The sequence below is a fragment of the Megasphaera jansseni genome, from assembly GCF_047974155.1.
Classification (GTDB): Bacteria; Bacillota; Negativicutes; order Veillonellales; family Megasphaeraceae; genus Megasphaera.
This window is the reverse complement of sequence record NZ_JBHYRR010000025.1, coordinates 1-25,584: the sequence shown is the minus strand read 5'-3', so window position 1 is coordinate 25,584 and position 25,584 is coordinate 1. Positions and strand designations below refer to the sequence as shown.

At 53.7% G+C, this 25,584-nt stretch carries 26 protein-coding genes, 1 tRNA gene, 1 riboswitch and 1 other annotated feature; of the genes, 12 read left to right on the top strand and 15 right to left on the bottom strand.

Features of this window, described 5'->3' with window-relative positions:
• Positions 1–70 precede the first annotated feature (70 nt).
• Complete coding sequence (locus ACE418_RS09935; protein WP_416450462.1) at positions 71–1,192, bottom strand: 3'-5' exonuclease family protein; 1,122 nt, start codon at positions 1,190–1,192, stop codon at positions 71–73.
• 29 nt (positions 1,193–1,221) lie between these two features.
• On the bottom strand, positions 1,222–2,142 hold the full coding sequence (locus ACE418_RS09930) for an NYN domain-containing protein (RefSeq protein WP_416450461.1): 921 nt from the start codon (positions 2,140–2,142) through the stop codon (positions 1,222–1,224).
• 134 nt (positions 2,143–2,276) lie between these two features.
• Here ACE418_RS09930 and ACE418_RS09925 point away from each other — a divergent pair, with 134 nt between their 5' ends.
• Positions 2,277–3,158 carry a DMT family transporter gene (locus ACE418_RS09925; protein WP_416450460.1) on the top strand — a complete coding sequence of 294 codons (882 nt, stop codon included), beginning with the start codon at positions 2,277–2,279 and terminating at the stop codon, positions 3,156–3,158.
• Here ACE418_RS09925 and ACE418_RS09920 read toward each other — a convergent pair.
• The 3 genes from ACE418_RS09920 to murQ are packed head-to-tail and all read right to left on the bottom strand — an operon-like array spanning position 3,148 to position 6,514.
• Positions 3,148–4,230 (bottom strand): DUF871 domain-containing protein, encoded by a 1,083-nt coding sequence (locus ACE418_RS09920; protein WP_416450459.1) that lies wholly within the window; start codon positions 4,228–4,230, stop codon positions 3,148–3,150. The two genes, ACE418_RS09925 and ACE418_RS09920, sit on opposite strands and share 11 nt — an antisense overlap.
• Positions 4,231–5,613 (bottom strand): PTS transporter subunit EIIC, encoded by a 1,383-nt coding sequence (locus tag ACE418_RS09915; protein WP_416450458.1) that lies wholly within the window; start codon positions 5,611–5,613, stop codon positions 4,231–4,233.
• Complete coding sequence (gene murQ, locus ACE418_RS09910; protein WP_416450457.1) at positions 5,600–6,514, bottom strand: N-acetylmuramic acid 6-phosphate etherase; 915 nt, start codon at positions 6,512–6,514, stop codon at positions 5,600–5,602. Before murQ ends, ACE418_RS09915 begins: the two co-directional genes overlap by 14 nt.
• 182 nt (positions 6,515–6,696) lie before the next feature.
• On the opposite strand from murQ, the gene ACE418_RS09905 reads away from it, so the two are divergent.
• The 4 genes from ACE418_RS09905 (at position 6,697) to gmhA (ending at position 9,331) form a co-directional block, all read left to right on the top strand.
• Positions 6,697–6,773 (top strand) — tRNA-Arg (locus ACE418_RS09905).
• A 56-nt stretch (positions 6,774–6,829) separates the two neighbouring features.
• Positions 6,830–8,188, top strand: coding sequence for an FAD-dependent oxidoreductase (locus tag ACE418_RS09900; RefSeq protein ID WP_416450456.1), 1,359 nt, complete (start codon positions 6,830–6,832; stop codon positions 8,186–8,188).
• Positions 8,189–8,198: 10 nt separating this feature from the next.
• Entirely contained in the window at positions 8,199–8,765 is a 567-nt protein-coding gene (locus tag ACE418_RS09895) for a beta-class carbonic anhydrase (RefSeq protein WP_416450455.1), read from the top strand.
• Positions 8,766–8,773: 8 nt separating this feature from the next.
• On the top strand, positions 8,774–9,331 hold the full coding sequence (gene gmhA, locus ACE418_RS09890) for a D-sedoheptulose 7-phosphate isomerase (RefSeq protein ID WP_416450454.1): 558 nt from the start codon (positions 8,774–8,776) through the stop codon (positions 9,329–9,331).
• On the opposite strand, the gene ACE418_RS09885 is transcribed toward gmhA, so the two are convergent.
• On the bottom strand, positions 9,332–9,982 hold the full coding sequence (locus ACE418_RS09885) for a tetratricopeptide repeat protein (protein ID WP_416450453.1): 651 nt from the start codon (positions 9,980–9,982) through the stop codon (positions 9,332–9,334).
• Between the two features lie 32 nt (positions 9,983–10,014).
• On the opposite strand from ACE418_RS09885, the gene ACE418_RS09880 reads away from it, so the two are divergent.
• Together ACE418_RS09880 and ACE418_RS09875 are read left to right on the top strand one after the other, a co-directional pair.
• Complete coding sequence (locus ACE418_RS09880; RefSeq protein WP_416450452.1) at positions 10,015–10,413, top strand: NusG domain II-containing protein; 399 nt, start codon at positions 10,015–10,017, stop codon at positions 10,411–10,413.
• Between the two features lie 8 nt (positions 10,414–10,421).
• Positions 10,422–10,946, top strand: a complete 525-nt coding sequence (locus ACE418_RS09875) for a Gx transporter family protein (RefSeq protein WP_416450451.1) — start codon at positions 10,422–10,424, stop codon at positions 10,944–10,946.
• A 4-nt stretch (positions 10,947–10,950) separates the two neighbouring features.
• Here the strand turns inward: ACE418_RS09875 and ACE418_RS09870 are convergent, their stop codons facing one another.
• The 4 genes from ACE418_RS09870 to ACE418_RS09855 all read right to left on the bottom strand — a co-directional run bounded on the left by ACE418_RS09870 (position 10,951) and on the right by ACE418_RS09855 (position 14,230).
• Positions 10,951–11,550: a hypothetical protein gene (locus ACE418_RS09870; protein ID WP_416450450.1), complete on the bottom strand. Its 600-nt coding sequence runs from the start codon at positions 11,548–11,550 to the stop codon at positions 10,951–10,953.
• Positions 11,551–11,568: 18 nt separating this feature from the next.
• Entirely contained in the window at positions 11,569–12,546 is a 978-nt protein-coding gene (locus tag ACE418_RS09865) for an AEC family transporter (protein WP_416450449.1), read from the bottom strand.
• An 11-nt stretch (positions 12,547–12,557) separates the two neighbouring features.
• Positions 12,558–13,223 carry a 3'-5' exonuclease gene (locus ACE418_RS09860; RefSeq protein WP_020311678.1) on the bottom strand — a complete coding sequence of 222 codons (666 nt, stop codon included), beginning with the start codon at positions 13,221–13,223 and terminating at the stop codon, positions 12,558–12,560.
• Between the two features lie 182 nt (positions 13,224–13,405).
• Positions 13,406–14,230, bottom strand: a complete 825-nt coding sequence (locus ACE418_RS09855; protein WP_416450448.1) for a MetQ/NlpA family ABC transporter substrate-binding protein — start codon at positions 14,228–14,230, stop codon at positions 13,406–13,408.
• A 91-nt stretch (positions 14,231–14,321) separates the two neighbouring features.
• A riboswitch (SAM riboswitch) is annotated at positions 14,322–14,420 on the bottom strand.
• 259 nt (positions 14,421–14,679) lie between these two features.
• On the opposite strand from ACE418_RS09855, the gene ACE418_RS09850 reads away from it, so the two are divergent.
• The gene (locus tag ACE418_RS09850; protein ID WP_416450447.1) at positions 14,680–15,822 is read left to right on the top strand and encodes an MFS transporter; all 1,143 of its coding nucleotides are present in this window, start codon (positions 14,680–14,682) and stop codon (positions 15,820–15,822) included.
• 276 nt (positions 15,823–16,098) lie between these two features.
• On the opposite strand, the gene ACE418_RS09845 is transcribed toward ACE418_RS09850, so the two are convergent.
• The 3 genes from ACE418_RS09845 to ACE418_RS09835 all read right to left on the bottom strand — a co-directional run bounded on the left by ACE418_RS09845 (position 16,099) and on the right by ACE418_RS09835 (position 19,357).
• Complete coding sequence (locus ACE418_RS09845; protein ID WP_292262585.1) at positions 16,099–17,499, bottom strand: FAD-binding oxidoreductase; 1,401 nt, start codon at positions 17,497–17,499, stop codon at positions 16,099–16,101.
• Between the two features lie 66 nt (positions 17,500–17,565).
• Positions 17,566–17,994: a hypothetical protein gene (locus tag ACE418_RS09840; protein WP_416450446.1), complete on the bottom strand. Its 429-nt coding sequence runs from the start codon at positions 17,992–17,994 to the stop codon at positions 17,566–17,568.
• A gap of 16 nt (positions 17,995–18,010) precedes the next feature.
• Positions 18,011–19,357 carry an MFS transporter gene (locus ACE418_RS09835; RefSeq protein ID WP_416450445.1) on the bottom strand — a complete coding sequence of 449 codons (1,347 nt, stop codon included), beginning with the start codon at positions 19,355–19,357 and terminating at the stop codon, positions 18,011–18,013.
• A gap of 180 nt (positions 19,358–19,537) precedes the next feature.
• Positions 19,538–19,752: a binding site (T-box leader), on the top strand.
• 68 nt (positions 19,753–19,820) lie between these two features.
• On the opposite strand from ACE418_RS09835, the gene ACE418_RS09830 reads away from it, so the two are divergent.
• From ACE418_RS09830 to ACE418_RS09815, 4 genes are read left to right on the top strand one after another with little or no spacing between them, the layout of a single operon-like run.
• Positions 19,821–20,975, top strand: coding sequence for an amidohydrolase (locus tag ACE418_RS09830; RefSeq protein ID WP_416450444.1), 1,155 nt, complete (start codon positions 19,821–19,823; stop codon positions 20,973–20,975).
• Complete coding sequence (locus tag ACE418_RS09825; RefSeq protein ID WP_416450443.1) at positions 20,972–21,994, top strand: methionine ABC transporter ATP-binding protein; 1,023 nt, start codon at positions 20,972–20,974, stop codon at positions 21,992–21,994. Before ACE418_RS09830 ends, ACE418_RS09825 begins: the two co-directional genes overlap by 4 nt.
• A complete protein-coding gene (locus tag ACE418_RS09820) occupies positions 21,994–22,653 on the top strand; it encodes a methionine ABC transporter permease (protein WP_416450484.1) in 660 nt (219 codons plus the stop codon). Before ACE418_RS09825 ends, ACE418_RS09820 begins: the two co-directional genes overlap by 1 nt.
• A gap of 51 nt (positions 22,654–22,704) precedes the next feature.
• On the top strand, positions 22,705–23,544 hold the full coding sequence (locus tag ACE418_RS09815) for a MetQ/NlpA family ABC transporter substrate-binding protein (protein ID WP_416450442.1): 840 nt from the start codon (positions 22,705–22,707) through the stop codon (positions 23,542–23,544).
• 10 nt (positions 23,545–23,554) lie between these two features.
• Here ACE418_RS09815 and ACE418_RS09810 read toward each other — a convergent pair whose 3' ends face one another.
• Entirely contained in the window at positions 23,555–24,277 is a 723-nt protein-coding gene (locus tag ACE418_RS09810) for an HAD family hydrolase (protein WP_416450441.1), read from the bottom strand.
• Positions 24,278–24,586: 309 nt separating this feature from the next.
• A complete protein-coding gene (locus tag ACE418_RS09805) occupies positions 24,587–25,339 on the bottom strand; it encodes an SDR family NAD(P)-dependent oxidoreductase (RefSeq protein WP_416450440.1) in 753 nt (250 codons plus the stop codon).
• Between the last annotated feature and the right edge of the window lie 245 nt (positions 25,340–25,584).

Sequence of the window (25,584 nt, the reverse complement as noted above, 5' to 3'; positions counted from 1 at the left end):
AAGCGTAAACGGGCGCCCCACGTGGGCGCCCCTACAGAAAAAGCGCTGTCTTCATGCGACAGCGCTTTTTTTATTTTGTTATCATATCATCTGAGGCGAAGCCGGTGCGATTGGCGTAATCGCCTTCCAGGATTTTGACGGGGACGAAGCCATTCTTGTCTTTGTCGCCTGTAATCTGGATGCGCGTCGGCTTGGCGAAGACCAGTATCTTGTCGGACCGGACGAGGGAGCGGATCGTTTCCATATCCCGGTCGTGACTGGCCTTGAGGAAGGTGGGAATCGTCGTCTCATCGGGGATGACGTAGGTCCCGCGCATCATGAGGTAGCGGCCGCTGTTCGATGGCAGTCGTGTCTTTTCCTGCTGTGCTTCTTTTTCATCATCACTCAGTTCCGGGATGCCGCTGGACGAATAGCGGGAGAAGTTGACGTTGGTCTGTTCTGATTCCCCGTAGCGATGGACATAATAAATGGTGATGAACAGGCAGAAAATGACGAAGGGCAGGAAGAGCATCTTCGTGTAATACGTCAATTTGGCGTATTTGGCTTCCTTTTGTTCCCTTGCTTCCCGTTCCTCCCGCGTTTCAACGACCTCTTCCGGCTGGCCTTGCAGGGCGCCGGCCAGGATGGCCGACAAGGGGATACCGTAGCTGGAAATAGGATAAAGGTTTTCCAACCAGCTCAAGCCGCAGATACAGGCCATGGACCGGCTCAGTGCGTTGTCCATATCGACGGGGATTTTCATGCGGTGCAGGATCGACGTCAGTGAGTCATTGGCCAGGTTGGGCATATACGTCGCGGCCAGGAATTTCAGGTCCCGGATGTAGACATCCTTCAGGGGGAGTTCCCGCCCCGACGCTTCGTAGCTGGCCTTGATGGCCGGGAAGAGCCGCTCCGAGCGGTACGCAGAGAGGACGGCATCTTTGAGGAGAATGGCGATGTCTTCATCCCAGACGACGTCGAAAGGCTTGCTGTCGGCCAGCATGGCTTCCGTCAGGTTGTGCGCCTGGACCGGGCCTTCCCTGGGCTTGATGAAATAGGAAATGCCGTGGACATTGCCGTCGCTGATCCAGGCCAGCGCCAGACGGCAGATACTGTTTAAGTTGTCGTTGGCCAGGTCCGCTGCGATGGCGATGGACGAATTGACCTTTCGCCGGCGCAGCGATTCCAGCGCCTTTTGTGTATTCGCATCCATGGCGGGTATCCTCCGTGAATCGAGTGGTTTTAGCGGCCGCGCTGTTTATAATACGGGCGGAACGTGCGCCGTGGCCGCTTGGGCGTTTGTTTGAGCTTGAAGTAATTGTGCTTGACTGTACGGTTCTTTTCGTCCGTAAAGGTATTGACCTCAAAGAGTTTCAGCGATTCGATGAAGGGGACGAATTTCTTGTAGCCGAAATTGCGGACGTCGAAATCGGAGAACTGCTTGCTCAGGAGATTTCCCAGCGTACCCGAGAAAATCCAGCCGTTATCGTCGGAATTTTCTTCAGTCAGTTTGATCAGGGCCTGACGGATGGTGGAGAAATCTTTCCCCGGCGTCTTGCCGTGGAGGGGCATCGTTTCCGGCGGTGTCAGCGGGCGGGCTGCCGGCGTTTCGCTGGCATGGTTGTCGGTTTCCGGCTTTTCGGCCTTCGTCTGCGGGCTGGTGTGGTCGGCTTGGGCTTCTTCATGGTCGCTTCCTTCGTGCTCGCTCGTTTCGTGTTCTTCCGCTTCTTCCCAAAGGACGTCGAGGTAGAGGAACTTGTTGCAGGCCGAGATGAAGGACCGGGGCGTCTTGCTTTCGCCCATGCCCAGGACGTATTTCTGCGATTCCCGCAGGCGCGAGGCCAGGCGGGTGAAGTCGCTGTCTGATGAGACGATGCAGAAGCCGTCGAGATTGCTCTGGTACAATAAGTCCATCGTGTCGATGATGAGGGCCGAGTCGGACGAATTCTTGCGGATTGTATTGCTGTACTGCTGGACGGGCTGGATGGCGTTATCTAAAATGGTGTTGCGCCACGACGCCATCTGGGGCGTCGTCCAGTTGCCGTAAATTCGTTTGTAGATGACATCGCCGAGATTATTCGCTTCAGATAAGATGACGTCGATGTATTTGCTGGAAATATTTTCGGCGTCGATGAGGACGGCGAGTTTCATTTCTTGATTCATGATTTGATTACCTCTGTTTACATTACTTTTTTTATTATATCATCATCAGCATTAACTGTGCTATAATAAAACCAAGGCTGGAACGAAGGCGTTTATCCTTCGCCGGGCCTATTTTTTTTAGGAAGGTGATACAGATGAAAATAGAACATATGGCGCCTCTCTGCGTCGTCGCAGCCGGTATCTGTTGGGGCATCATCGGCCTGTTTACCCGCCAGCTGTCGGCCTATGGCTTGTCGCCCTTGCAGATTACCTTTGGCCGGGCCCTGGTCACAGCCATCGCCATGACCGGCGCCACCCTCTTCCATCAGCCCCGCAGCCTGGCCATCGCGCCGCGGGATATCTGGATGTTCCTGGGGACGGGCCTGGGGAGCATCGTCTTTTTCAATATCTGCTATTTTACAGCCATTGAGTTGACGACCTTATCGGTTGCGGCCATCCTGCTCTATACGGCGCCGAGCATCGTCATGGTCTTTTCCATCTTCCTCTTCCATGAACGCTTTACGCGGCGCAAAGGGTTCTGCCTGGCCCTGGCCTTTGCCGGCTGCGTCTTGGTCAGCGGGTTAGGGATGGGCCATGTCGAAGCTGCCGGGATCCTGGCCGGCCTGGGCAGCGGCTTCGGCTACGCCCTCTATTCCGTCTTTGGCCACTACGCCCTGGCGAAATATGAACCCCTGACGGTCACGGCCTGGACCTTCCTCATCGCCTCTTTAGGGCTCCTGCCTTTCTGCCATTTCGGCATGATCCTTTCCCTGACCGCAGCGGTACCCTATACGGGGCTCCTCTTTGGCCTCCTCGGACTGATGTCGACAGCCCTGCCTTTTGGCCTCTATACGATAGGCCTGAAGCATATGGAGGCGGGCCGGGCGTCCATCCTGGCTTCGGTGGAACCGCTGACGTCGACCGTCGTCGGCATCGCCATTTTCCATGAAGCCTTGACCCTGACCGGGGCGGCCGGCATGGCCTGCATCCTGGGAGCGGTCATCCTCTTGGCCAAGAAAGAGGAACCTAACGGATGAATTCGAAGCGGAATTTCCGGCCCGGCGTGATGTAGTCGAGGAGAAATTCTTCGTTCGGCACGACTTTGGCGACGATGTTGGTCCGTTCTTCCGGCGGCAGTTCGCATTTGACGATTTGGACTTCGCCCATGTAGCGCAGGAAATCGGCGTTATCCAGGGTGATGTCGCCGCGGTGGAGGCTGCGGAAGATGTCGCTGTCCGGTTCGATGATACGGCCGTCCAGATGGGCCCGGCTGCCATTGGCGCGGATGACATCCCGTGACGGATCGGGCCGGGCCGTAAAGGTATAGGAGAGCAGGTCCTGGATATGCGGTTCCCGGCTGAGGAGTTTGGCTTTGATGACGACGACGTCTGTTTCTTCCCGGCCGGCCCGGGCCAGATCGCGCAGTTCTTTATCGGCTGGTTTGTCGTCGCCGATGAAGACGGATTGGACGCCCAGAGCGGCTAAGTGGCGGGCTGCCAGGCTGACGTCCTGATGGCGATGGAATTCCAGCGTCGGCAGGCCTTCATACAGTGGTGCCCGCTGGCCGGTCTGGCTGGGGACGAAGGCGCCGACGGACAGGCCGCAGGCGTGGAGCCGGGCTGTCTGGGCCTTGAAATAGTCCAGGGCCAGTCCCGTATGGGGGCGGGGATAGAAGTTGTGCAGGCTGTCGATGTGGTCCAGCTGGGCGCCATTCTTCTGGAGGTCTTCCAGGTCTTTCTGGGTCAGTGTCGACGCGTTGACCTGGACGCGGACGATATGGCTGTACATGGCCAGTTTGGCTGCGTCGAAGCCGTCGTCAAAGCGGACAGTTGTAATACCCAGCTTGGCGATGGCTTCCGGATCGAAACGGTCCATGCCCAAGCAGGCTGCCGAGGCCGGCGATACGTCGGCGACGATATCGAGCTGGCATTGCCGGGCCGTGTCCAGGACGGCCTGCAGTTCTTTGCGGAAAGCCGCCGGATCCGTTTCCGGGATGTGGAATGACGTAAAGAGCCGCGTCATCCCGAGGGCAGCAGCCCGTTCGATGCGGGCCGTTTTTTCTTGTATCGTCCCTCCCAGACCGGGATAGACAGAGATACCCGTTTCCATTTATTCACCCTCCTTCGGGTCGTCAAAGCCTAAGAGCCAGGTTGCGATGAAGCCGGTCACGTAGGCTGTGACAAGTCCTAATAAATACATGGGGATGTTGTCCGTGCTGGCTGCCAGGGGCAGGCCGGAAATGCCGATCGTCGCGGCGCCGACCATGTAGGCGGCCTGGACGGCCCCGCCAAAGGCCCCGCCGATGCAGGCACCGATGAATGGTTTGCCCAGGGGCAGGGTGACACCGTAGATGAGCGGTTCGCCGACGCCCATGAGGCCGACGGGCAGGGCCGAGGCGATGGTCTTGCGCAGGGCCTTGTTCTGGGTCTTGGCATAGACGGCGATGGCCGCGCCGACCTGGCCGCCGCCGGCCATGGCCAGGATGGGCAGGAGAATGGTCACGCCGTAGCGCGACAGGAGTTCTGCGTGAATCGGCGTCAGGCCCTGATGGATGCCGACCATGACCATGGGCAGGAAGGTCCCGCCCAGGATGAAGCCCGTCACAGCGCCGCCGGTCCCGATGGATTCTGTCGCCGCATAGCCGATGGCTTCTGACAGGTAACCGCCCAGGGGCTGGCAGAGGAAGAGGGCGACGAAGGTCGAAATGACGACGACCAGAAAGGGCGTGACGAAGAGGTCGAACATATCCGGGACGATGCGGTGGAGTTTCTTTTCCAGCCACGATGAAAAGAAGACGACCAGGAGGACGGCGATGATGCCGCCCCGGCCGGGGACCAGAGATTCGCCGAAGAGATTGATCTGGGCCAGGTTCGGGTGGCTGAGGATGGCTGCCATGACGCCGCCCAGCATGGGCGAGCCGCCAAATTCCTTAGCCGCATTGATGCCGACGAAGATGTTCAGGCCATAAAAGGCTGCATTGCCGGCAATGGCCAGGACCTGCATCAGCGGCTGGGCCGCCAGGGATGGGTCCATCTTAAAGGCCACGTTGAGCAGGCCCGTGATCAGGCCGCAGGCGATGAAGGCCGGGATGATGGGTACGAAGATGTGGGCGATTTTCTTCAAGGCCAGTTTGGCCGGCGTCGCATTCTTACGGCGGATTTCTTCGTGCAGGGCCTGTCCGTCGAACGGGCCCTGCTTATCATCGCCGGCGGCTGGCGCAGCTGCTGGCGGCTGTTCTTTACGGCCTGCTTCGACTAAAGGCGCAAAGGCCTGATAGAGCTTGGTCGCCTTGCCCGGGCCGACGATGATTTGCCATTCATCGCCTGATTTGTTGATGCCCATGACGCCGGGCAGTTTGGCCAGGTCGTCCTTGGTGAAGTGTTCATCCTTCACGGTCAGGCGCAGGCGGGTCATGCAGTTGTAGGCCTTTTCGATATTGCCTGCCGGGCCGGTGATATCGTAGATGGCCCGTGCCAGTTTATCGTAATCCATGGGCAGCCTCCTTGAGGACGGCGGCGACGTAGCCCTGGGCGGCTGTCAGGCGGTCTTCGGCTTCGCTGGCCGGGATATGCAGGAGGACCATGACGATAGCCGTCTTGGCCCGGCCCTGGCTTTCGGCGAGGGCTGTTATGGCTTCCTGGCGGCTGCAGCCCGTCGCCGTCATGACGATACGCCGTGCTCGTTCTTCTAATTTCTGATTGGATGACTTGACGTCGACCATGAGGTTGCCATAGACTTTGCCCAGGCGGATCATGGCGCCTGTCGACAGCATGTTAGCAATCATCTTCTGAGCCGTACCGGCCTTCATGCGTGTCGAGCCGGTGACGACTTCCGGGCCGACGATGGCACAGAGGTCGATGTCGGCACAACAGCCGATGGCTGAATGGGGTGAACAGTCGATGGCGATGGTAGCGGCTCCGACCGAGGCCGCATAGGTCAGGCCGCCGACGACATAGGGCGTCCGGCCCGAGGCGCTGAGGCCGACGACGACGTCAGCAGCGGTCAGGTTTTTGGCCATTAAATCCTGCCGTCCCAGTTCCGGTGAATCTTCGGCCCCTTCTTTGGCCCGGAAGATGGCTTCGTACCCGCCGGCGATGAGGCCCTGTATGCGTTCCGGATCGGTGCTGTACGTCGGCGGACATTCGACGGCGTCGAGGATGCCCAGACGGCCGGATGTGCCGGAGCCCATATAGAACAGGCGGCCGCCGTGGCGCAGTTTGTCGGCAATGGTGTCGACGGCTTTGGCGATGGCCGGGATGATGGCGCCGACGGCATCGGCGACTTTATGGTCTTCTTCATTTATGATGCGCAGCATATCTTCTGTCGATACGCTGTCGATATGCTGGCTATGGCTGTTTGGCTGCTCCGTAGCCAGGGTTTCTAAATTGATCATGCTTGATTCCTTTCTTTCATGGCAGTCGTGGCTATTGTCGCTTGGGAACAATATGCACATCTCTAATTATAGAGAGTGTTTGAAAGACTTGCAATAGGCCTTTTTTTCATGAGCCAGCACCTTTATTTTTTTGCCGTTTCATGGTATGATTAATCTGCACGCAGCAGACCTGTGTGCCCTGTGCGCCCATAGCTCAGCTGGATAGAGCAGCAGTTTCCTAAACTGCGTGTCGGATGTTCGAGTCATCTTGGGCGCACCATTTTTTTATCCCGAATAAAATCTAATCATTTATAATCCGGAAAGGTGGGTTCTCTCATGTCCGATACCAAGAACCGGCTGGCTTCTTTCCATGAAGAAGTCATGCATGATGCTGATTATACGCTGGCTGAAGCCGTAGCCGAAGCCAAACGCTGCCTGAACTGCAAAGTGCCGCAGTGCCGCAAAGGCTGCCCCATTGAAAATGAAATTCCCCAGTTCATCCACGCCATGACCTTGGGCGATTTCGGTGCCGCTGCTGAACATATCTATCACCGCAGCGACCTGCCGGCTATCTGTGGCCGTATCTGTCCGAGAGAAACGCAGTGCGAAGGCCACTGTGTCCTCGGCAAAAAAGGCAAACACGTTGAAATCGGCAAGCTCGAACGCTTCGTAGCGGACATGGCCCTGGACGGCGGTTTCCTGCCGCAGCCGGTCAGCCGCAAGACAGCCGGCCGCGTGGCCATCATCGGCTGCGGTCCTGCCGGCATGGCAGCCGCGCGGGAACTGGCTAAGCTTGATTATGATGTGACTATCTTTGAAGCGGCCTCCCAGCCTGGCGGTACCATGACTTACGGCATCCCGACTTTCCGGCTCCATAAAGAATTATTGCACCGCGAAGCCAAGGCCTTGACGGATATGGGCGTCACCATTGAATACAACGTCAAAATCGGCGTCGATAAGTCCCTGGATGAATTGCAGAGCGATTTCGATGCCGTCTTCATCGCCATCGGTACGATGAATGCCTGGAATCTCGGCGTCGACAATGATACCCTCGACGGTGTCGTCGATGCGGAACAGTTCCTGCGCGATGTCCAGCGCGTCCAGACGGGCGAAGTCGAATTGGAAGACCTGCCCGTCCAGAAAGGCGACCAGGTCATCGTCGTCGGTGCCGGCAATGTCGCCATCGATGCGGCCCGCACGTCGCTCCGCCTCGGTGCTGACGTCAAGATCGTCTACCGCCGTGCTGAAAAGAATATGAAATGCCTGCCGTCGGAATATGAAGAAGCCAAAGCCGATGGCGTCCAGTTCCAGTTCTATTCGGCTCCGAAAGCCGTCGTCGGGACGGACCATGTAGAAGGATTGAAATACGAAAAACAGCAGATCCTCGAAGATGCTACCATGGTGCCGACAGGGGAATTCGGCGTCGTCCCGGCCAATAAGATCATCGCCGCTATCGGCAACAAGCCGGAACTGCCTATTGTCAAAGCTTTTGGCATCGATGCCAATGACGATGGCTACATCGCTGTCAAGGATGTACCCTATGGCATGACCAGCCGGGAAGGTATCTTTGCTGCCGGCGATATCGTCCACAAACCGCAGACTGTCGTCCTGGCCATGCGCGAAGGCCGCAAGACGGCAGCGGGTATCGACCAGTACTTGAAGGCCAAGAAAGTCATGACTGCCGCTAAGGCATAAGGAGGGCGCTATGAGTGAACTGACACGGCAGATTTTGAAAGCCAATGAACATTTTGTCAAGCAGTCCCTGTCTCAGGGCGGCTTCGACGAAGTCAGCAAATATCCCAGCCGCAACCTGGCTGTCCTGACCTGCATGGATACGCGTCTCCTGAGTTTCCTCGAACCGGCCATGGGCCTGGCCCGTGGGGAAGCTAAGCTCATTAAAGTCGCTGGCAATACGGCTTTTGAAGACTTTGACAGCGTCATCGGAAGCCTCATGGTCGCCGTCTATGAGCTGCACGTCCACGACATCATCGTTATGGGGCACGATGACTGCGGCATGCTCAAGACGACGGCAGACAGCCTGTGCCGTCATATGGCCGAAGAAGGCATTGACGAAGAAGCGATTGCGGCTGTCCGGCCGAAACTGGAACAGTGGGCCGATCCCATTACCGATATCAGCACGTCTGTCTGCGACACGGTCCGCCGCCTGCGGGCCAATCCCTACTTGCCTTCAACCCTTACGATTTATGGTATGGTCATCCATCCGCACACCGGTGAAATCCGCGTCGTCGACGATGGAGAAGGCCAAAAATAGGAGGTATTATGAGTCTCGTAGCACAACGAATGAAAGACCACGCCGCCGTCCTCGAGGCGACGATGGAATTGATTCCGGATATTGAAAAAGCCGGGGCCCTGGTCAAAGAGGCCCTGGCTTCCGGTCACAAGATACTTTTTTGCGGTAACGGCGGCAGCGCTGCCGATTCCCAGCATTTAGCCGCAGAAATCGTCGGCCGCTTCCAAAAGGAACGGCGTCCTTACCCGGCCATTGCCCTGACTGTCGACACGTCGATCCTGACGGCCGTCGGCAATGATTATGGCTTTGATACGGTCTTTGCCCGCCAGGTCCGGGCCTTGGGTGAAAAAGGCGACGTCCTGGTCGGCATTTCTACATCCGGCAACAGCCAGAATGTCCTGGAAGCGATTGACGCAGCCCATGAAAAAGGCCTCACCGTCATCGGCATGACCGCTTATGGCGGCGGCAAGATGAAGGAGGCCTGCGACATCTGCCTGGCCGTACCGGCGAAAGTGACGGCACGGGCCCAGGAAATGCATATTATGATCGGTCATATCCTCTGCGAAATCGCTGAGGAAGATATGTAATCAGCCGACGATTTTCTGGAACTGCACGTTGTTCCGGATTTTATCGAAATGGCTCTGCGTACGGGCTGCCTGGCGGACGTCTTCGCCGCCCAGGTCGATGGCCTGTTTCAAATAGGGCAGGGCTTCATCGGCTTTGCCCAGGTCGCCGTAGATGGTGGCGATACCGTAGTAACTCCAGGTATTGCCCGGGTCGGCGGTGATGACATTCTTGAAATACGTCAAGGCCTTATCGTATTGGCCGTCAATCTTATAGGCCAAGGCCAGGTTATAGAAAGAAGCGACGTCTTTCGGGGCTATTTTCAGCGCTTTTTCGATGAGCTCGATGCCCTGGGTGACGTCGTTTTTGCTACCCGTACTGTTGCCGCGCATGGCCAGGGTGACGCCCTTATTGCTCAAGGCCTGATAATTGTTGGCGTCGAGGGAAAGGGCTTTGTCGAAATCGTTCAGGGCTCCGGCATAATCGCCGGCCTGGTATTTTTTCAGGCCTTCGTCGCTATAAGCCTGCGAATCGGCCTGGATGGCCGGTGCCGATGGGGCCTGTACGTCCTGCGCCGTCTGAGCCGGCTGGGATTGGGCCTGCTGTGTACTGCATCCGCTGCTCCCGACAGCCAGGGCCAGCAGGAGCAGGATGGCCAAGTATTTGTTCTTCATGTTCATTCTCCTGTTCGTCAAATGGAAATCTTATGAAACATATCATCCAAAAAGGGGACATCGTCCTCATCATTACGCTGCTCGTCTTATCTTTCATCCCGGAAGGTATCTTTTACCTCACCGGCAATGATGCGTCTGTGAGCCGGACGTATGCGGTCATCCAGGTCGATGGCAAGGTCTATAAAGAAGTTCCCTTGTCGGGCCACCACGGAACCGACGTCATCCCTATCCAGACCGATGAAGGCTATAACCTCGTCGTCGTCCAGGACGAGAGCGTCGGCATTACCGAAGCCGATTGTCCCGATAAAATCTGCATCAGTGAAGGCTTTGTCAGCAAGCCCGGTGCGACCGTCGTCTGCCTGCCTCACAAGGTGTTGGTCGAAGTAAAGTCCGCCGGTGATGACGAACCTGATGTCATTCCGGCCCATTAGAGGTACTTATGAAAAAAACATTTCACATCATTATCCTGGGCCTGTTCATCGCCCAGTCCCTGGTCCTATACGTCGTCGAAGGGATGCTGCCCGTGCCCTTCATCGCACCAGGGGCGAAACTGGGGCTGGCCAATCTGATTACGGTCATCGCCCTCTATGCCCTGCCGCGCAAGCGCGACGTCTGCCTCATCCTGCTCGTGCGCATCATCCTGGCTACGGCTTTTGGCGGCGGCATCAACGCCTTTTTGTACAGCGTCGCCGGGGCAGCTTTCAGCCTGGGTGCCATGATGGTATTGCAGAAGACAGGGAAATTCTCTATCATCGGCGTCAGCACAGCTGGCGGTATTTTCCACAACCTGGGCCAGGTCATCGTGGCCTCCCTGGTCGTCGGAAATATCAAGATTATGCTCTACCTGCCCATCCTGGCCGTCGCCGGTACGGGGACGGGCATCCTCATCGGCATTACGGCTATCTTTACCTTGCGCCACTTGAAGCGGCTGCCCATTTACCGGCGTATGCAAGCAGGCGATTAGGCGGTTAATTGATTCGGATGGAATCGAGCACTTCATCGGCGAGTTTTACTTTATCTTCTTTGCTGCCGTCGCAGGCTACGACGACGATCCAGGTGGCCGGGCCGTCGGCAAAGCCGATGAGGCGGGCTTTCATGGATTTGTCTTCATAGGTGAACGTAAAGGTCTGGACGACGGCGTGCTGGCCGCTGACGGTCGTCGTGTCCTGGCTGACCGAGACGTTCTGGGCGTCGATTTTCGATAATACGGCGCCGGCTGCGGCTTCAGCCGTCTGGTTGAGGCGCTGGCTGATGGCCTGGCCCTGGCTGATGTGCAGGTCATCGTACATCTGCTGTGTATCGATGCTGTTGGTATAGATGGCGATATACAGGCCGCTGTCTATTTCACCGTACAGGCGGCTGCCCTTGAAGTAACGCTGGGTCAGCGGGTCGACGGGAACGGGGAAGTCGAGCTTCTGGAGATTTCCCGGCAGTTTCAGGGAAATGGCCGAGCCCATGCCGTCGACGCGCCGTTCTTTGAGGGTAATCGTATAGCAGGCTGTCAGGCTCAGCGTAACGATGAGCAGGCATAAAGCCAGACAGAGAGAGCGGATTCGGGTATGAGTCATGAGTGCACCTCGCGAAAGTTATTTGAAAGGCAAGTATCCCCAGGATACGAGCAGATAAAAAGCAGGATAGAGAATGAGGATATATAGGAGCTGTGTCGTAATGAACGGCGCCATGGCCAGGTTGACGTTCAAGTCGTAAAGGCGTTCTGTAATTAAGGCGTTGATGGCACAAGGTGTGGCCATGACGATGACAATCGTTCCCAGGAGCACCGGATCCGACGTGAAGTACAACGCCAGGAAATACGATACCAGCGGCGTCAGGACCATCTTGATGGGGATGAGGTCCAGGGTCTTACGGGCGTAGTCCTTGAAGTGGGAAAAGTCGATGAGGTAGCCGACGGGGATGAGGGCTACCCAGGCGCTGACATGGATCAGGGCCTGGAAAATCGTCGTCCCGGCAGCCGGCCTGGGGATACCGGCAGCGTGCAATGCCGTGCCGATGACCAGGGCCACGACGGATAACTGATTCCAGTTGATGAAGATCGATTTCCAATTATCCTTGAAAAAGACGAAGAAGTTGCGGTCTTTGCCGCCATGCTGGTAGTAGTAGCCCATGGGGAAAAGGACAAAGAACATGAGCAGGTTCTGAAAGACGCCGATGATCTGTACATAGGCATAGGACATTTCTCCATATAGGATATAGCTGCACAGGCCGCCGAGCATCCCTGTATTGGCCGGGATGGCAGCGATGAGATAGCTGCCGCGGTCGACAAAGGACGAGAATTTGCGCTGCCGGCCCAGCAAGAGGACGACGGCCAGGGGCAGCAGGCCGTTGAAAAAAGCAAAGAAAGGCAGACTGAGCAAATCCGTCCGCATGGGCAGGACCCAGAAGCTGAGCAGGGTCAGGGACGTCATGATGACGATAATGTTGAAGCGGATGAGCCAATTCGACTGGTCCGGTGTCAGCCATCTCCGCTTTTTGGCGACATATCCGGCTATCATGGGCAGGATGATGTCTGTAAAAATATAAACCATCCGGAGTGTCGTATCTTCCATGGCCGCCCTCGTTACTTGCGGGCAGCGCGGAAGGCGTCGGCCAGGGAGAACGTCAGCGGTTCGGCCGGCTTGGTGGCGTCGATGATAGGCTGCATGATGTCGCGGAATTCTTCTTTCTTCTTCGATAAGACGTAGAGCTTGGACGTGTTGCGGGCATCCCAGAGGGCGTCGTGCATCTGGCCGTCGAAGGTTTCGCCCAAGGTGCTGACGGCTTTGTCCAGGGAAATGACGTTATCCAGGCCCAGGAGGTTACAGTAAATCTGCTGGAAATTCTGCCAGTGGTCGAGCATCCAGCGGACGCGGTCGTCGTGCTCGTCGATTTCTTTGAGGCGGAGTTCGCAGTCCAGCTGGCGCCAGTCGTTTTCACTCCAGGCGAACATTTCGTAGGCATTGGGGCAGCCTTCATTGCACCAGGTCAGGAAATGGTCGAAGGCCTGGCGGAAATGGGGCTTCCCGGCCAGCATTTCCATGGTGATACCAGTCAGTTCCTGACAGGTCTGATTCATGGCTGTCGTATATTCGGGCAGCACATATTCTTTATAAGACGAGATTTCATTCCCGTCTTCATCTATTTTGACAGCACCGATTTCGATGATTTCCCCCTTGCAGATGCGGCGCGCTTCCTTCTGGTCCCGGCCGATAGGGTTCATCTCGAAATCGACAAATACGGCTTTCATAATAAACGGTGTCTCCTTTCTGAATCTGATGGACAACCCTTATTATACCATAAGTAAAGGGCTTGTCGCACGTGCGACAAGCCCTTTTAAGAGGATTCAGGCGGGCCGCCCTTTGGGCGGCCCCTACGAACCACTAGCCACTAGCCACTAGCCCCTAGCCACGAACCACTGGCCACTAGCTGCTAAAACGCCGGCAGGATGGTTCCCTGGAAGTGTTCTTCGATGAATTTCTTGATCGGTTCCGACTGGTAGATTTCTAAGACTTTCTTGTATGTTTCGTTGTTTTCGTCGCCCTGACGGACTGCCATGACGTTGGCATACGGCGAATCTTTCGATTCGACGAGGATCGAATCTTTCTGCGGGTTCAAACCAGCCGGGATGGCATAGTTGGTGTTGACGCAGGCCAGGTCCGTATCGTCGAGGGAACGGGGAATCTGAGCGGCATCGAGTTCGACGAACTGGAGGTTCTTGGGATTATCGGTGATGTCCGTTACCGAAGCGTCGACGGAGTTGCCGTTCTTCAATTTAATCAGGCCGGCCTGCTGGAGCAGGAGCAATGCGCGGGCTCCGTTGGTCGGGTCGTTCGGGATGGTGACTTTGGCACCGTCTGCGACGTCTTTGATGTCTTTATATTTGTGAGAATAGACGGCCATGGGCAGGATGATGGTCTTGCCGATGGACGTAATCTTCAGGCCCTGTTTCTTGACGACATTATCCATGTACGGCTGATGCTGCATGGAGTTCATGTCCAGATCGCCTTCGGCCAGGGCTTTGTTCGGCTGTACATAGTCGTTGAATTCGACGATTTTGATGGTGATACCCTGTTTAGCCGCTTCTTTTGCGACTTCTTCCATGACTTCAGCATGGGGACCGGCAGTGACGCCCATTTTGATTTCTTTTTTGTCACCGGAAGCACCGGAATTGGAAGACGAACCGCAGCCGGCGGCAAAGAGGCATGTCGTCGTAATGAGGACGGCGGCGAAGAGTTTTTTTACTGTTGCGTTCATGTAATCATTTCCTTTCTGCATCTCTACTAACATAAGGGCTTGCCGGTCAAAAAGAAAAGCCGTCATACAGATGACGGCTCAATTTGCGATTCGTTCATCTGCCGGTATACACCGCTGGACTTGGCACCTATCCCGATAGGGGGTTGCCGCAGCGTCATCGGGCCATTCCCTCGACTGCTCTTGATGAAAGACAATGTTTTGTTGTTGGTGTACATATTATCATCTCTCAAGGAATCTGTCAAGAAATATTGTCATTCTTGAGGAAATTTTCTTTTTATGTTATAATAATATCGCTCATCGGAGGCTTATGCTCGTATAGTATAAAGCCGGATAAGATGTCACTTCAGTCCTGCACTGGAGGAAGGATGCGTACGTAAACGCGTCTTTCGATAAAGGTGCAGCCCTGGGTGGTTTCTTGTCCGGCTTTTTTTAGTGTGAGGTGATAGAAAATGATGAATAAACGAGATATCCTGTGGCAGATTTACAGCGCTAAAGCTTTTTACTTCCTCGGCGGCTTCGGCTTTACGTCGTGGGCTTCGCTCATTCCTTTCCTGAAGCGGCAGCTGCAGATTCCCGACGACCATCTGGGCTTCCTCCTGCTGGCCGTGGGCTTAGGCGCCCTGATCATGATGATGCTGGCCGGGGCCATCGCCGGTCGTCTGGGCTGCCGCCGGTCTTTGACGGTTGCCGGCCTGGCCATTGCCGTCGTCTTGAACATCCTCTGCTATGTGCCCGTTTATGCGACGGCCTTGATTACGGCCGTCCTCCTCGGATCCTCTCTGGGGCTGCTCGACGTCGTCGTCAACATCAACGGGATCTTCATTGAACGGAAAGTCCGTAAACGGCTCATGTCGGGCCTTCAGGCCATGTGGTCCCTGGGGAATTTCGCCGGTGCCGCTTTTTTTGCAGCTCTGCTCCATCTGGGACTTTACTGGAAAGTCGTCATGCTGGCCGGAGCCGTCTTTATCGTCCTCTGTGTCTGCTTCTTCGCCCCTCACCTCCATGGGGAACGGCAGGCATCCAGTAAAGGTGCTTCCCTGGTCCTGCCGAAAGGGAAAATCATCCTCGTCGGCCTGGTCTGCACCATTGCCTTCCTGGTAGAAGGTTCTATCAACGATTGGAGCGGCGTCTTCATGACGACGGAAAAAGGCATCGACATTTCCCAATCCGGCCTGGGTCTGACCTTGTTCACGGCGTCAGCCTTCCTGGCCCGTCTGCCTGGAGATTCCCTGACCATGCATTTAGGACCACGGCGGCTGTTGGCCTTTTCTCTGCCAATTGCCTTTGCCGGATTTTTAGGTATCCTGCTCATCGGAAGCGGTCCTTTCTTGTTTACCTCATATGTCCTCATCGGCGTCGGCTGTGCCAATACCGTGCCGATTTTCTACTCTTTTCTGGGAACGCAGAAAGACATGCCCGTCGCCGATGCCGTAGCTGCCGTCAGCACCATCGGTTACGCCGGCATCCTCTTGGCACCGGCCGTACTGGGCTTCATCGGCCGGGCCTTCAGCCTCTACGCCTCCTTCGCCTTAGTCACGGCCCTCTTAGTCATCATGGCCGTCATGGCCATGCGGCTCTTGCGGGGGAAATAGTTTGTAGTTTGTAGTCGGGGATGTGTAAGAATCCCGTGACCGACTTGCGTAAACGGGCGCCCCACGTGGGCGCCCCTACTAACCCCTAGCCCCTAACCACTCAAAAAGAGGCTGTCGCACGAAGGTTTCTGCCATCATGTGATGCCCCGTTTACTTTATAGTTTGTAGCACAGAGTTTGTAGTTTGCAGAGAAAACCTTCAAATTTAAAACCATCCGCTAACAACTAACTGCTAGCCACTTAAAAAGGGCTTGTCGCATGACGACAAGCCCTTTTTTTACGCATCAATCACTTTCCCCGGGTTGAGGATGTCTTTCGGGTCCATGGCCCGTTTGATGGTCTTCATGATTTTCAGTTCACCTTTTGGCGTGAATTGTTCCATATATTTCAGTTTCTTGGCGCCGATGCCGTGTTCACCGGCCAGGCGGCCGCCGACGCTGTAGGCATAGGCATAGACTTGCTGGTGGAATTCTTCGACGTTCTTTTCCCATTCTTCGTCGCTCATGTCCATTTTGCAGAGGACGATGTGCAGGTTGCCGTCGCCGATATGGGCGTTGATTTTGACTTCAAAGGGATAGTTCTTGCCGATGTCCATGATTTTTTCAATGGTCCCGGCGATTTTATGGACCGGTACGACGACGTCGTCCGTGAGGAAGACCTTGCTCTGCAGTTCAACCGATGTCTGGCAGTTGCGGCGCATGTTCCAGACGCGGTCATCGGCTTCCAGGACTTCGGCAGCGCCCGATTCTTCACAAATCGTGCAGACGGCATCCATCTTGGTGTCCAGTTCATCTTCGTGGAATGTTTCGACTGTGATGATGACGTAAATGCCGTCGTCATAATGGGGCATGTCTTTGTAGTGGCAGTAGTCAGCACAGCCGCGGACGTAGGAATTGTCCATGTATTCGACGCTGGTCGGGTCGATACCGGCTTTCATCAGCTTCGGCACCATATGCAGGGCCTGGCGCGGATCCGTGTAGATGGCCAGGACGTCGAAGCGGTACGGCGGCAGGGGGATGAGTTTGACCGTGACTTTGGTGATGATGCCCAGCGTCCCTTCACTACCGATGATGAGCTGTTCCAGGTCATAGCCGGTAGAGCATTTCTTGAGGATGCGGCCACATTCGACGATGTCGCCAGTCGGCGTGACGATTTCCAGGCAATAGACCTGGTCGCGGGTGACGCCGTAGCGGACGGCGCGCAGGCCGCCGGCATTGGTAGCCAGGTTACCGCCGATGAGGCAGCTTTCTGCGCTGGACGGGTCGCCGGCATACATGAGGCCGACTTTCTTGGCGGCGTTCTGCAAGTCTACCGTGCGGACACCGGCTTCGACGGTCATGTACATGCCTTCTTCATTCAGTTCGATGATCTTGTTGAGGCGGTCCATGCAGAGGACCAGGCCGCCACAGACTGGGATGGCGCCATCGGCCAGGCTGGTGCCGCCGCTGCGGACGGTAATGGGGAAGTCGTATTCATTGGCCAATTTGACGATGTCCGAGATTTCCTGGGCGTTGGCCGGGGATACGGCTGCTTCCGGAAGGTGGAACATGGCCGGATTGGTTTCATAGTCTGTCTGATACTGTAAGAGCAGGTCTTTATCGGTCTTGACATAAGTCGGACCGGTGATAGCCTTTAATTTTTCAATGATTTCTGCCGTAATGGGCTGATAAGTTTTCAAGCAAAGGGCCTCCTTATAAAATTATGTTGTCTTATTTTACCATGCTCTCATCGCTTAGGGAAGGCATCAGAATTTGAAATCAATAGTCGCCGATACGCCGACACCCTGGACGCGGTTGAGATTGCTGACGTCCGTCGTAGCCATAGGGATGAGGGCATTGGCGCGGGCGATGCCGTTGAATTCGCCTTCCAGCTGGGCAACGGCCTTGACTTTTTCGACCTGTGCCGACGGGCCGATGACCTGGACAGCACCGATATATTTACCCGTGCCGACGCTGACGATGGGGACGACCTTAGTGGCATAATCCGTGCCGACACCGTTCTTCATGAGCAGTTTGTTGAGGAAATCGTTGATGGAATCGCCGTACTTAGAGACGAGGACGGAAATGCCGCCGACTTTTAAGATGGAACCGAGGTTGAAGGCCTGGACGGCTGTACCGCCGGCAAAACCGAGGAGCGATGCAACCGTAACGGCTGCGATGAGTTGTTTTTTCATGGAAATACCTCCTGAATCAAGCTTTTTTTTGACTATTGCCACGGGCCAGCGAGGCCGCGACGGCAAGGAAACAGAGAGCGGCTAAGATGGCAAATGATGCATGTAAGGCCGCCAGGATGCCATCCGTATAGGACGGCTGATTGGCCGTTTCTGTCGTCATAATGAAAGTGACGACAGCCATGCTCAGGGCCTGGCCGAGGTTGCGCGATAAGGCCAGGATGCTCGAAGCGATGCCGTGATGCATCTTTTTGACGGACCCCATGATGGCGCTGTTGTTGGGCGCACCGAAGAGGGCTGCGCCCAGGCCGATGAAGACCAGGAAGACAGCGGCGCCGCTGACGGGGATGTGCGGGAACAAGGCGAATGCCGTCAGCCCCAGGGCCGTCAGCAGAAGGCCGATAGAGGCGATGCCCCGCGGGCCGTATTTATCGGAAAGGTCGCCGGCCCGGGGCGACAGGAAGGCCATGATGATCGGCTGGACCAGGAGAATGGCCCCGGAAACAGCCGGCGCCAGGCCGAGGATGACCTGAAAATAGAGGGATAACAGAAAGGAAACGGCATAGGTGGCACTGTACTGGATGAGGGCGGCCAGATTGGACATGGAAAATGTCAGGTTACGGAACAAGTAGAGCGGCAGCAGGGGATGGAAGGATTTCCCTTCGTGGATGACAAAGGCTGCCAGCAGGACCAGGCCGGCCCAGAAAAAGGCGCTGTAATCCTCAAAAGACGATAAGCCGTACAGCGCACAGAGGATGCCAGCGACGGACAAAGCCGTACTGACCAGGTTGACGAAAGGCGCGCCGTTGGCATACCATTCTTCTTTGATGGGCCGGATGAAGGCGTAAGACAGGACGATGGCCAGGGCCGACAGGAGAAAGATGCAGCGCCAGCCGACGAACTGGGTCAGGGCCCCGCCGATGACCGGCCCCAGGGACAGGCCGAGATAAGTCAAGGCTACGGCCCGGCCGAGAATATGACCTTGATGGGCTTCATCTGTCGTCGCCAGGAGCAGAGGCATATAGGATACATAGACGCCGGACAAGGCGATGCCCTGGATGGCCCGCAAGACGATGAGGCCGGTCAGGGTCTGGGCAAAGGCCGCCGCTGCCGTAGCCATGGCAAAGACTACCAGGGAAATAGAATACGTCCGCCGCCTGCCGTGGACGTCGGACACTTTGCCCAAAGGCAGAAGAAAGGCCGCTGTCGTCATCAGGAAAATCGTCACGACCCAGCTCATGCGGTCCGGCGTGACACCGAACTGACCGGCCATGACGGGAATGGCAATATTGATGGACGTAGAAAGAAAGGGCCCGACAAAACTGATCAGGCAAATGGAGTAAAAAATCCGTTTTTCCGTCGACATATCCGCACCTCACCTACGTAATCATTCTGCCTCTATTATACCATACCCGCTGTATCTATCGGGAGATGGCAGCAAAAATCACAAAGTATTCATTTTTTTTGAATTTACGAGAAAAAATATAAAAAAGAAAACTATACTTGACAAGTAGCCTTTTAGATAGTACCATAGGCGTAAACATTGAGAAATGCGATAACCAAAACAAGTACACCTGTGTACAGTGTCAGAGAGTGCAGGCCTGGGGCTGAAAGCCTGCATCATTAGGAAACAGGATGGAATGCCTTTGGTTGCATAGCTGCGGAATTTTAAGTATGCAGCTGCGTCTAACCGGCGTTACACGGTCATGAGATACAGCTTTGGCTGTAAACAGAGTGGAACCACGGGCCACCGTCTCTGTCATAGGGATGGTGGTCTTTTTGTATATTCGGATAGGGATATACAGGAGCTGAGAAAGAGGGGGTACGTTATGATGCAAAACATAGAGCAATATATTCATGATGAATTTCAATGGTTCCATCGTCATCCAGAATTATCTTTTAAAGAAATAGAGACGACGAAACGAATCCGCCAAGATTTACAAAAAGGTGGCCTTCATATTCTGAATCTTCCTTTGGAGACCGGCGTAGTTGCAGAAGTCGGAACGGGAAAGCATCCTATTGTAGCGATTCGATGTGATATCGATGCATTGCCTGTTACAGAAGAAGCCGATGTACCGTATCCATCCGAACATCCAGGATGCATGCATGCTTGTGGCCATGATTTCCATACAGCCTCTGTTTTAGGTGCCGCTTATTTGTTAAAAGAACGGGAAAAAGATATACAGGGAACTGTCCGTATTATCTTTCAGCCTGGGGAAGAAGGGCCAAGTGGGGCCTTGAAAATCATTGAAACCGGCATTATTGATGATGTTGACGCGATTTTTGGGATGCACTGCACTCCACTTCTCGATGTTGGCCAAATGGGTATCCTCGATGGCCCGGCCATGGCGGCTGTCGATGCTTTTCGTATTACTTTTCATGGTAAAGGCGTTCACGCAGCTCATCCGGATAAAGGGGTTGATCCCATTGTAACGGCATCTGCTTTTGTCGGTGCTGTCCAAACTGTAGTCAGCCGGAATATGGATCCTTTCGCCGCCACTTTAGTCAGTGTCACTCATATTGAAGGTGGTCATAACTGGAATGTCATTCCAGACGAAACTTTTGTTGAAGGTACCACCCGGAGCATGAGCAAAGAGGGGCGGATGACCATCCGCAACCGGATTGAAGCCTTGGCATCTTCAACAGCGGCTGCTTATGGAGCCAGTGCAGATGTTCGATGGATTCCAGGGCCGCCGGCGTTGATTAATGATGTTCATTGGGGAGTTTTAGCTCGCGAAGTAGCGGATAGACAGGGCTTTGATAAACAACCGATGGCTCCGTCTTTAGGCGGGGAAGATTTTGCCTTTTATTATGACAAAGTTCCTGGGTATTTCGTTTTTGTCGGAACCGGCCATTCTTATCCGAATCACAATGCAAAGTTTAAAGTCGACCCAGCTGCATTATATCCAGCTTCACAATATATGGCTGAATTAGCTTGTCAGGCGATAGACCAGATTCAGCAGGAAGGGAGCAGTAAGAAATGATTCAATTTAAAGACGTCAGTAAGACCTTTAAAAGCAAAGGTGTTACTACGCAGGCGTTACAGCATGTATCATTGACTATCGAAGACGGAGATATGTTTGGCGTTATCGGCTTTAGTGGTGCCGGCAAATCAACGTTATTGCGGATGGTTAATGGACTGGAAATGCCAACAGAAGGGCATGTTGAAATCAATGGCCAGGACCTGAGTAAGATTTCTCATAATGAAATGCGTAAACTTCGCAAATCTATCGGTATGGTTTTCCAGCAATTCAATCTCTTGGACTCCCGAACGGTCTTTGATAATGTAGCTATTCCGTTGCGGCTGAATAAAGCGGATAAAGAAACGATGAACAAGAAAGTCATGGAACTTTTGAAGTATGTCAATTTAGCAGATAAAGCCGATGCCTACCCGGGGCAGCTCTCCGGCGGGCAGAAGCAGCGTGTTGGTATTGCCCGTGCCCTGGCCACGGACCCGTCAATCCTCTTGTGCGATGAAGCGACAAGTGCACTGGACCCGGAAACGACAGAATCCATTCTGCAACTCCTGGAACGGATTCATAAAGAGTTAAACATTACCATGCTTATTGTCACGCATGAAATACAGGTCATCCAGCGTCTGTGCAACCGCGTTGCCGTTATGGAACACGGCAAAGTCGTCGAACAGGGGTCTGTTCTTGAGGTCTTCAGCAATCCTCAGCAGGATATGACCAAAAAATTCGTTCGTACAGTTATTCCTGACCAGATTCCACCGTCCGTCGTTGCCAAGATTCATGAAGAAAAGGATAACTACAAAATCTTGAAACTTCGTTTTCTGGGAGATAATGCAACAGACCATCTCATGTATCATATCAATAAGAAGTTTTCTGTACAGACGAATATTCTTTTTGCATCGGTCAATGAACTACAAAAAACGATCCTTGGCATCTTCATTCTTCAGATTGTGGGGACTGATGAAGAAATTTCCCAAGTCATTCAATACATTGATGAACAGCATGTTCAGTGGCAGGAGGTTGAGTTGTGATGATTGATTTAGGTGTACCTATGGCGCAGATTATCTTGGCAGCCGAACAGACTGTGTATATGGTTTTCGTATCCCTGTTTTTAGGTACGATTTTAGCCATTATTATGTCCGTTGTCCTGGTATTGACCAATGCGGACGGCATTTTGAAAAATAAATATGTGTTTACAGTCCTCAATACGGTCATAAACATTATTCGCAGTATCCCGTTTATTATCCTGATGGTCTTTATTTTGCCATTGACTAAAATGATTGTTGGGACTCGTATTGGGACGACAGCGGCTTTAGTTCCGCTGGTCATTTTCATTGCGCCTTACTTAACCCGGCTTTTTGAAAATTCCATTTTGGAAGTCAGCAAGGGAATCGTGGAAGCAGCGCAGTCTATGGGAGCTTCTTATTTTGAAATCGTTTGGTATTTTCTGCTTCCCGAAGCGAAAAGTTCTCTTATTTTATCGATTACGACTGGGACTATAGGCCTTATCGGAGCGACGGCCATGGCGGGTGTCATCGGGGCTGGTGGTGTCGGTGACTTAGCTTTGACCTATGGCTATGAACGATTGAATACGCCGCTTATGTTCTTTACAGTCGTCATCTTAGTTATTTTTGTACAAATCATTCAATCCATTGGTAATCATTTTGCCTATAAGACGCGCAATCATTAAGGTTGCACAAGTCTACGTATATATAGGGATGTTTATTTAGGGGGTATTCATATGAAATGGAAAACATGGAAAAAATTTGGTGTCATGGCAATGGCCGTCATCATGGGGGCAGCTTTCCTTGCTGGATGTGGCAGTGATAACAGCAGTTCATCGAGTGCGAATAAGAAAGAGCTGACGTACAGTAAATCGCAAGGTCCATATTCTGACCTCTTTGAAAAAGGCATTAAGCCGATTTTGGAAAAGAAAGGTTATAAAGTTACCGGTAAGGACATGTCTGATTTATTGCAGGCTGATGTAGCTTTAAATGAAGGGGAAGTAGACTTCAATGTTGAACAGCATACAGCTTATATGGAAAATTTTAACCAGAAACAAAATGGTCATTTAGCAGCGATAACTCCGATTCCGACCGTACCGGCCGGTATTTTCCCCGGCTCTAAGACTTCTTTAGATCAGGTAGCCGATGGCGATACGATTGCCGTTCCGAACGATGCTTCTAATACAGCCCGCGCTTATGCGCTGCTCCAGAAAATCGGCTGGATTAAATTGGACCCGAATAAGGATTTGTCGACAGTTACTCAGCAGGATATCGTAGAAAATCCGCATCACTTGAAATTTACAGAAATGAAATCTTTGACGATTCCGTCTGTACGCAGTGATTTCAGTTACATCGTCATCACTGGTGCTATCATTTACAATGCTAAAATTGATCCTCAGACGGCTTTAGCTAAAGAAGATATTTTACCGCATCTCCTGTTACAGCTCGTCGTCCAGGACAAAGATAAAGATGCACAGTGGGTTAAAGATATTGCCGATGCTTATCATTCCGACGAATTCAAAGAATATATGAAGAAAAACAATAATGGTCTTTGGTTCGTACCGGATGGAGAATAAGATTTAGATTTCAGAAAAAAGCAGCGATTTCTTCTGGCGTATCGACGAGGAAGCGGGCACCGTGGGCTTTCAGGAAGGTTTTGGAACGGAAGCCCCAGGTGACGCTGAGGCAGTCCAGGCCTGCATTTTGAGCGGTTTGGATGTCGATTTCGGAATCTCCGATGTAAACGGCCTGTTCCGGCGTGAGGGCTAAGTCTTTCAAGGCTTTGTGCACCATGTCCGGCGCAGGCTTTCGCCGTATCTGGGGCTGTTCGCCCAGGGAAAGGTCGAACAAGCCCTGGAAATAGTCGGCAGTCAGTTTCTGTACGGCCAAATCGGGCTTGTTGGAAACGACAGCGGCCAAGATGCCCTGGGCCCGGAGCTGGCGGAGCAGTGGGCTGATGCCGGTGTATTCGCCCGTCTGGATGGCGCAGTGGGCGGCATAGTAGGGACGGAAGATGTCCTGGATGCGGCTGACTTCCTGGGCGTCGACGCGCGGCGTGATCGTATCGTCGGGCTGGCCGACGTATTCCAGCTGCTCATAGGGGGCAATCCCGTTTTCAATGGCTAAGGCGCGGGTAATGGCGACTTGTACGCCGCTGCCAAAAAACTGGCGGACCTGAGCTATGCCATAGGTATGGTCATGTCCGGTGGCGGCTAAGGTATGGTTCAAGGCATGGGTCAGGTCGTCCAGGGTGTTGAGGACGGTACCGTCCATGTCAAAAATCGCTGCTTTATATGTTTTATGTTGCATGTTATTCCTCCAGTTTATATTGACGAAATTACCTTTTATTACTATAATAAAAACAGAAAGGGCATTACACGGCAAACGGTTATGCCCAATATAATAGGTATAATGAAATAACCGCTATAGTTGGGAGCTACGGGCGGTTATTTTGTTATGCGCAGAACTATCATAATATTTTACTAAAAAGTGAAACTGGAGTCAATGTCAAAAAAGGCGCTGTCGCATGAGGACAGCGCCTTTTTGAGTATTAAGTTTGCCGTTTGTAGTTTTTAGTGAAGATTTGTCAATTTGCGGCCCTTTTCGATGATAATAGCCTTAGGCGATAGTGCGTCCGCCATCGACGAGAATGGTCTGGCCCTGGATATAGGAGTTTTCCTTGTCAGCCAGGAAGACAGCCAGGTTAGCTACATCGCGGACGTTGCCGAAGCGGCGGACCGGAATCTTTTGCAGGACGGCATCGAGGTCGGCCTGGGTCGGATAATTGACGCGCATCATGGCACCGGTATCGATGAGGCGCGGCGCAATGGCGTTTACATTGACACCCAGGGGCCCTAATTCTTTAGCCAGGCCGCGGATCATGCCTTCACCAGCTGCTTTCGAGGAAGCGTAAGCGACACTGCCGCCGGTACCGGACAGGGCCGAACCGGAGCTGATGTAAACGATGCTGCCTTTGTTGGTGAGGAAATCGTTGTAGAAGGCCTGGACGGTCGTAAACAAGCCGTCGAGGTTGATGGACATGGTCTTGTGCCATTCATCGAGGCTGATGTCGCCGAATTTATGTTTAATGGCGATGCCCGCATCCAGGACCAGCGTATCGATGCGGCCGAAGGTTTCAAATACTTTTTCCCGGACGTTTTTCATGGCTTCCAGGCTGGATACGTCTGCTTTGACGAAAAGGGATTTTTCATAGCCTTTTGTCAATTCAGCGGCGGTCTGGCTGCCTGTTTCTTCATTGTAGTCGACGATGACCGTGTTGGCCCCTTCCTGGGCAAATTGAAGGGCAATCTGTTTGCCGATGCCATGGCCGGCACCGGTGACTAATACTACTTTTCCTGCAAATTTTTTCATCGTGAAGACATCCTTTCTTTAAGTGGTTAGCTGTATATTGTCTTAGCTGTATCGGGAGATTCCCTGTTTCCAGCTCGTCTGTGCCTTTACTATAGCACAGGGAAAGGGGGCACTTACAGTCAACTTTTCTTCCCGAAAAAAGAACAAAATTTACTATTTTCCTGAATAATTGAACCTCTCCCGCTTATAGAAGCGGGAGATTCTTGAGAAGGTTGCTGTTTAAGTTTCCTCCTGAAATCAGGATA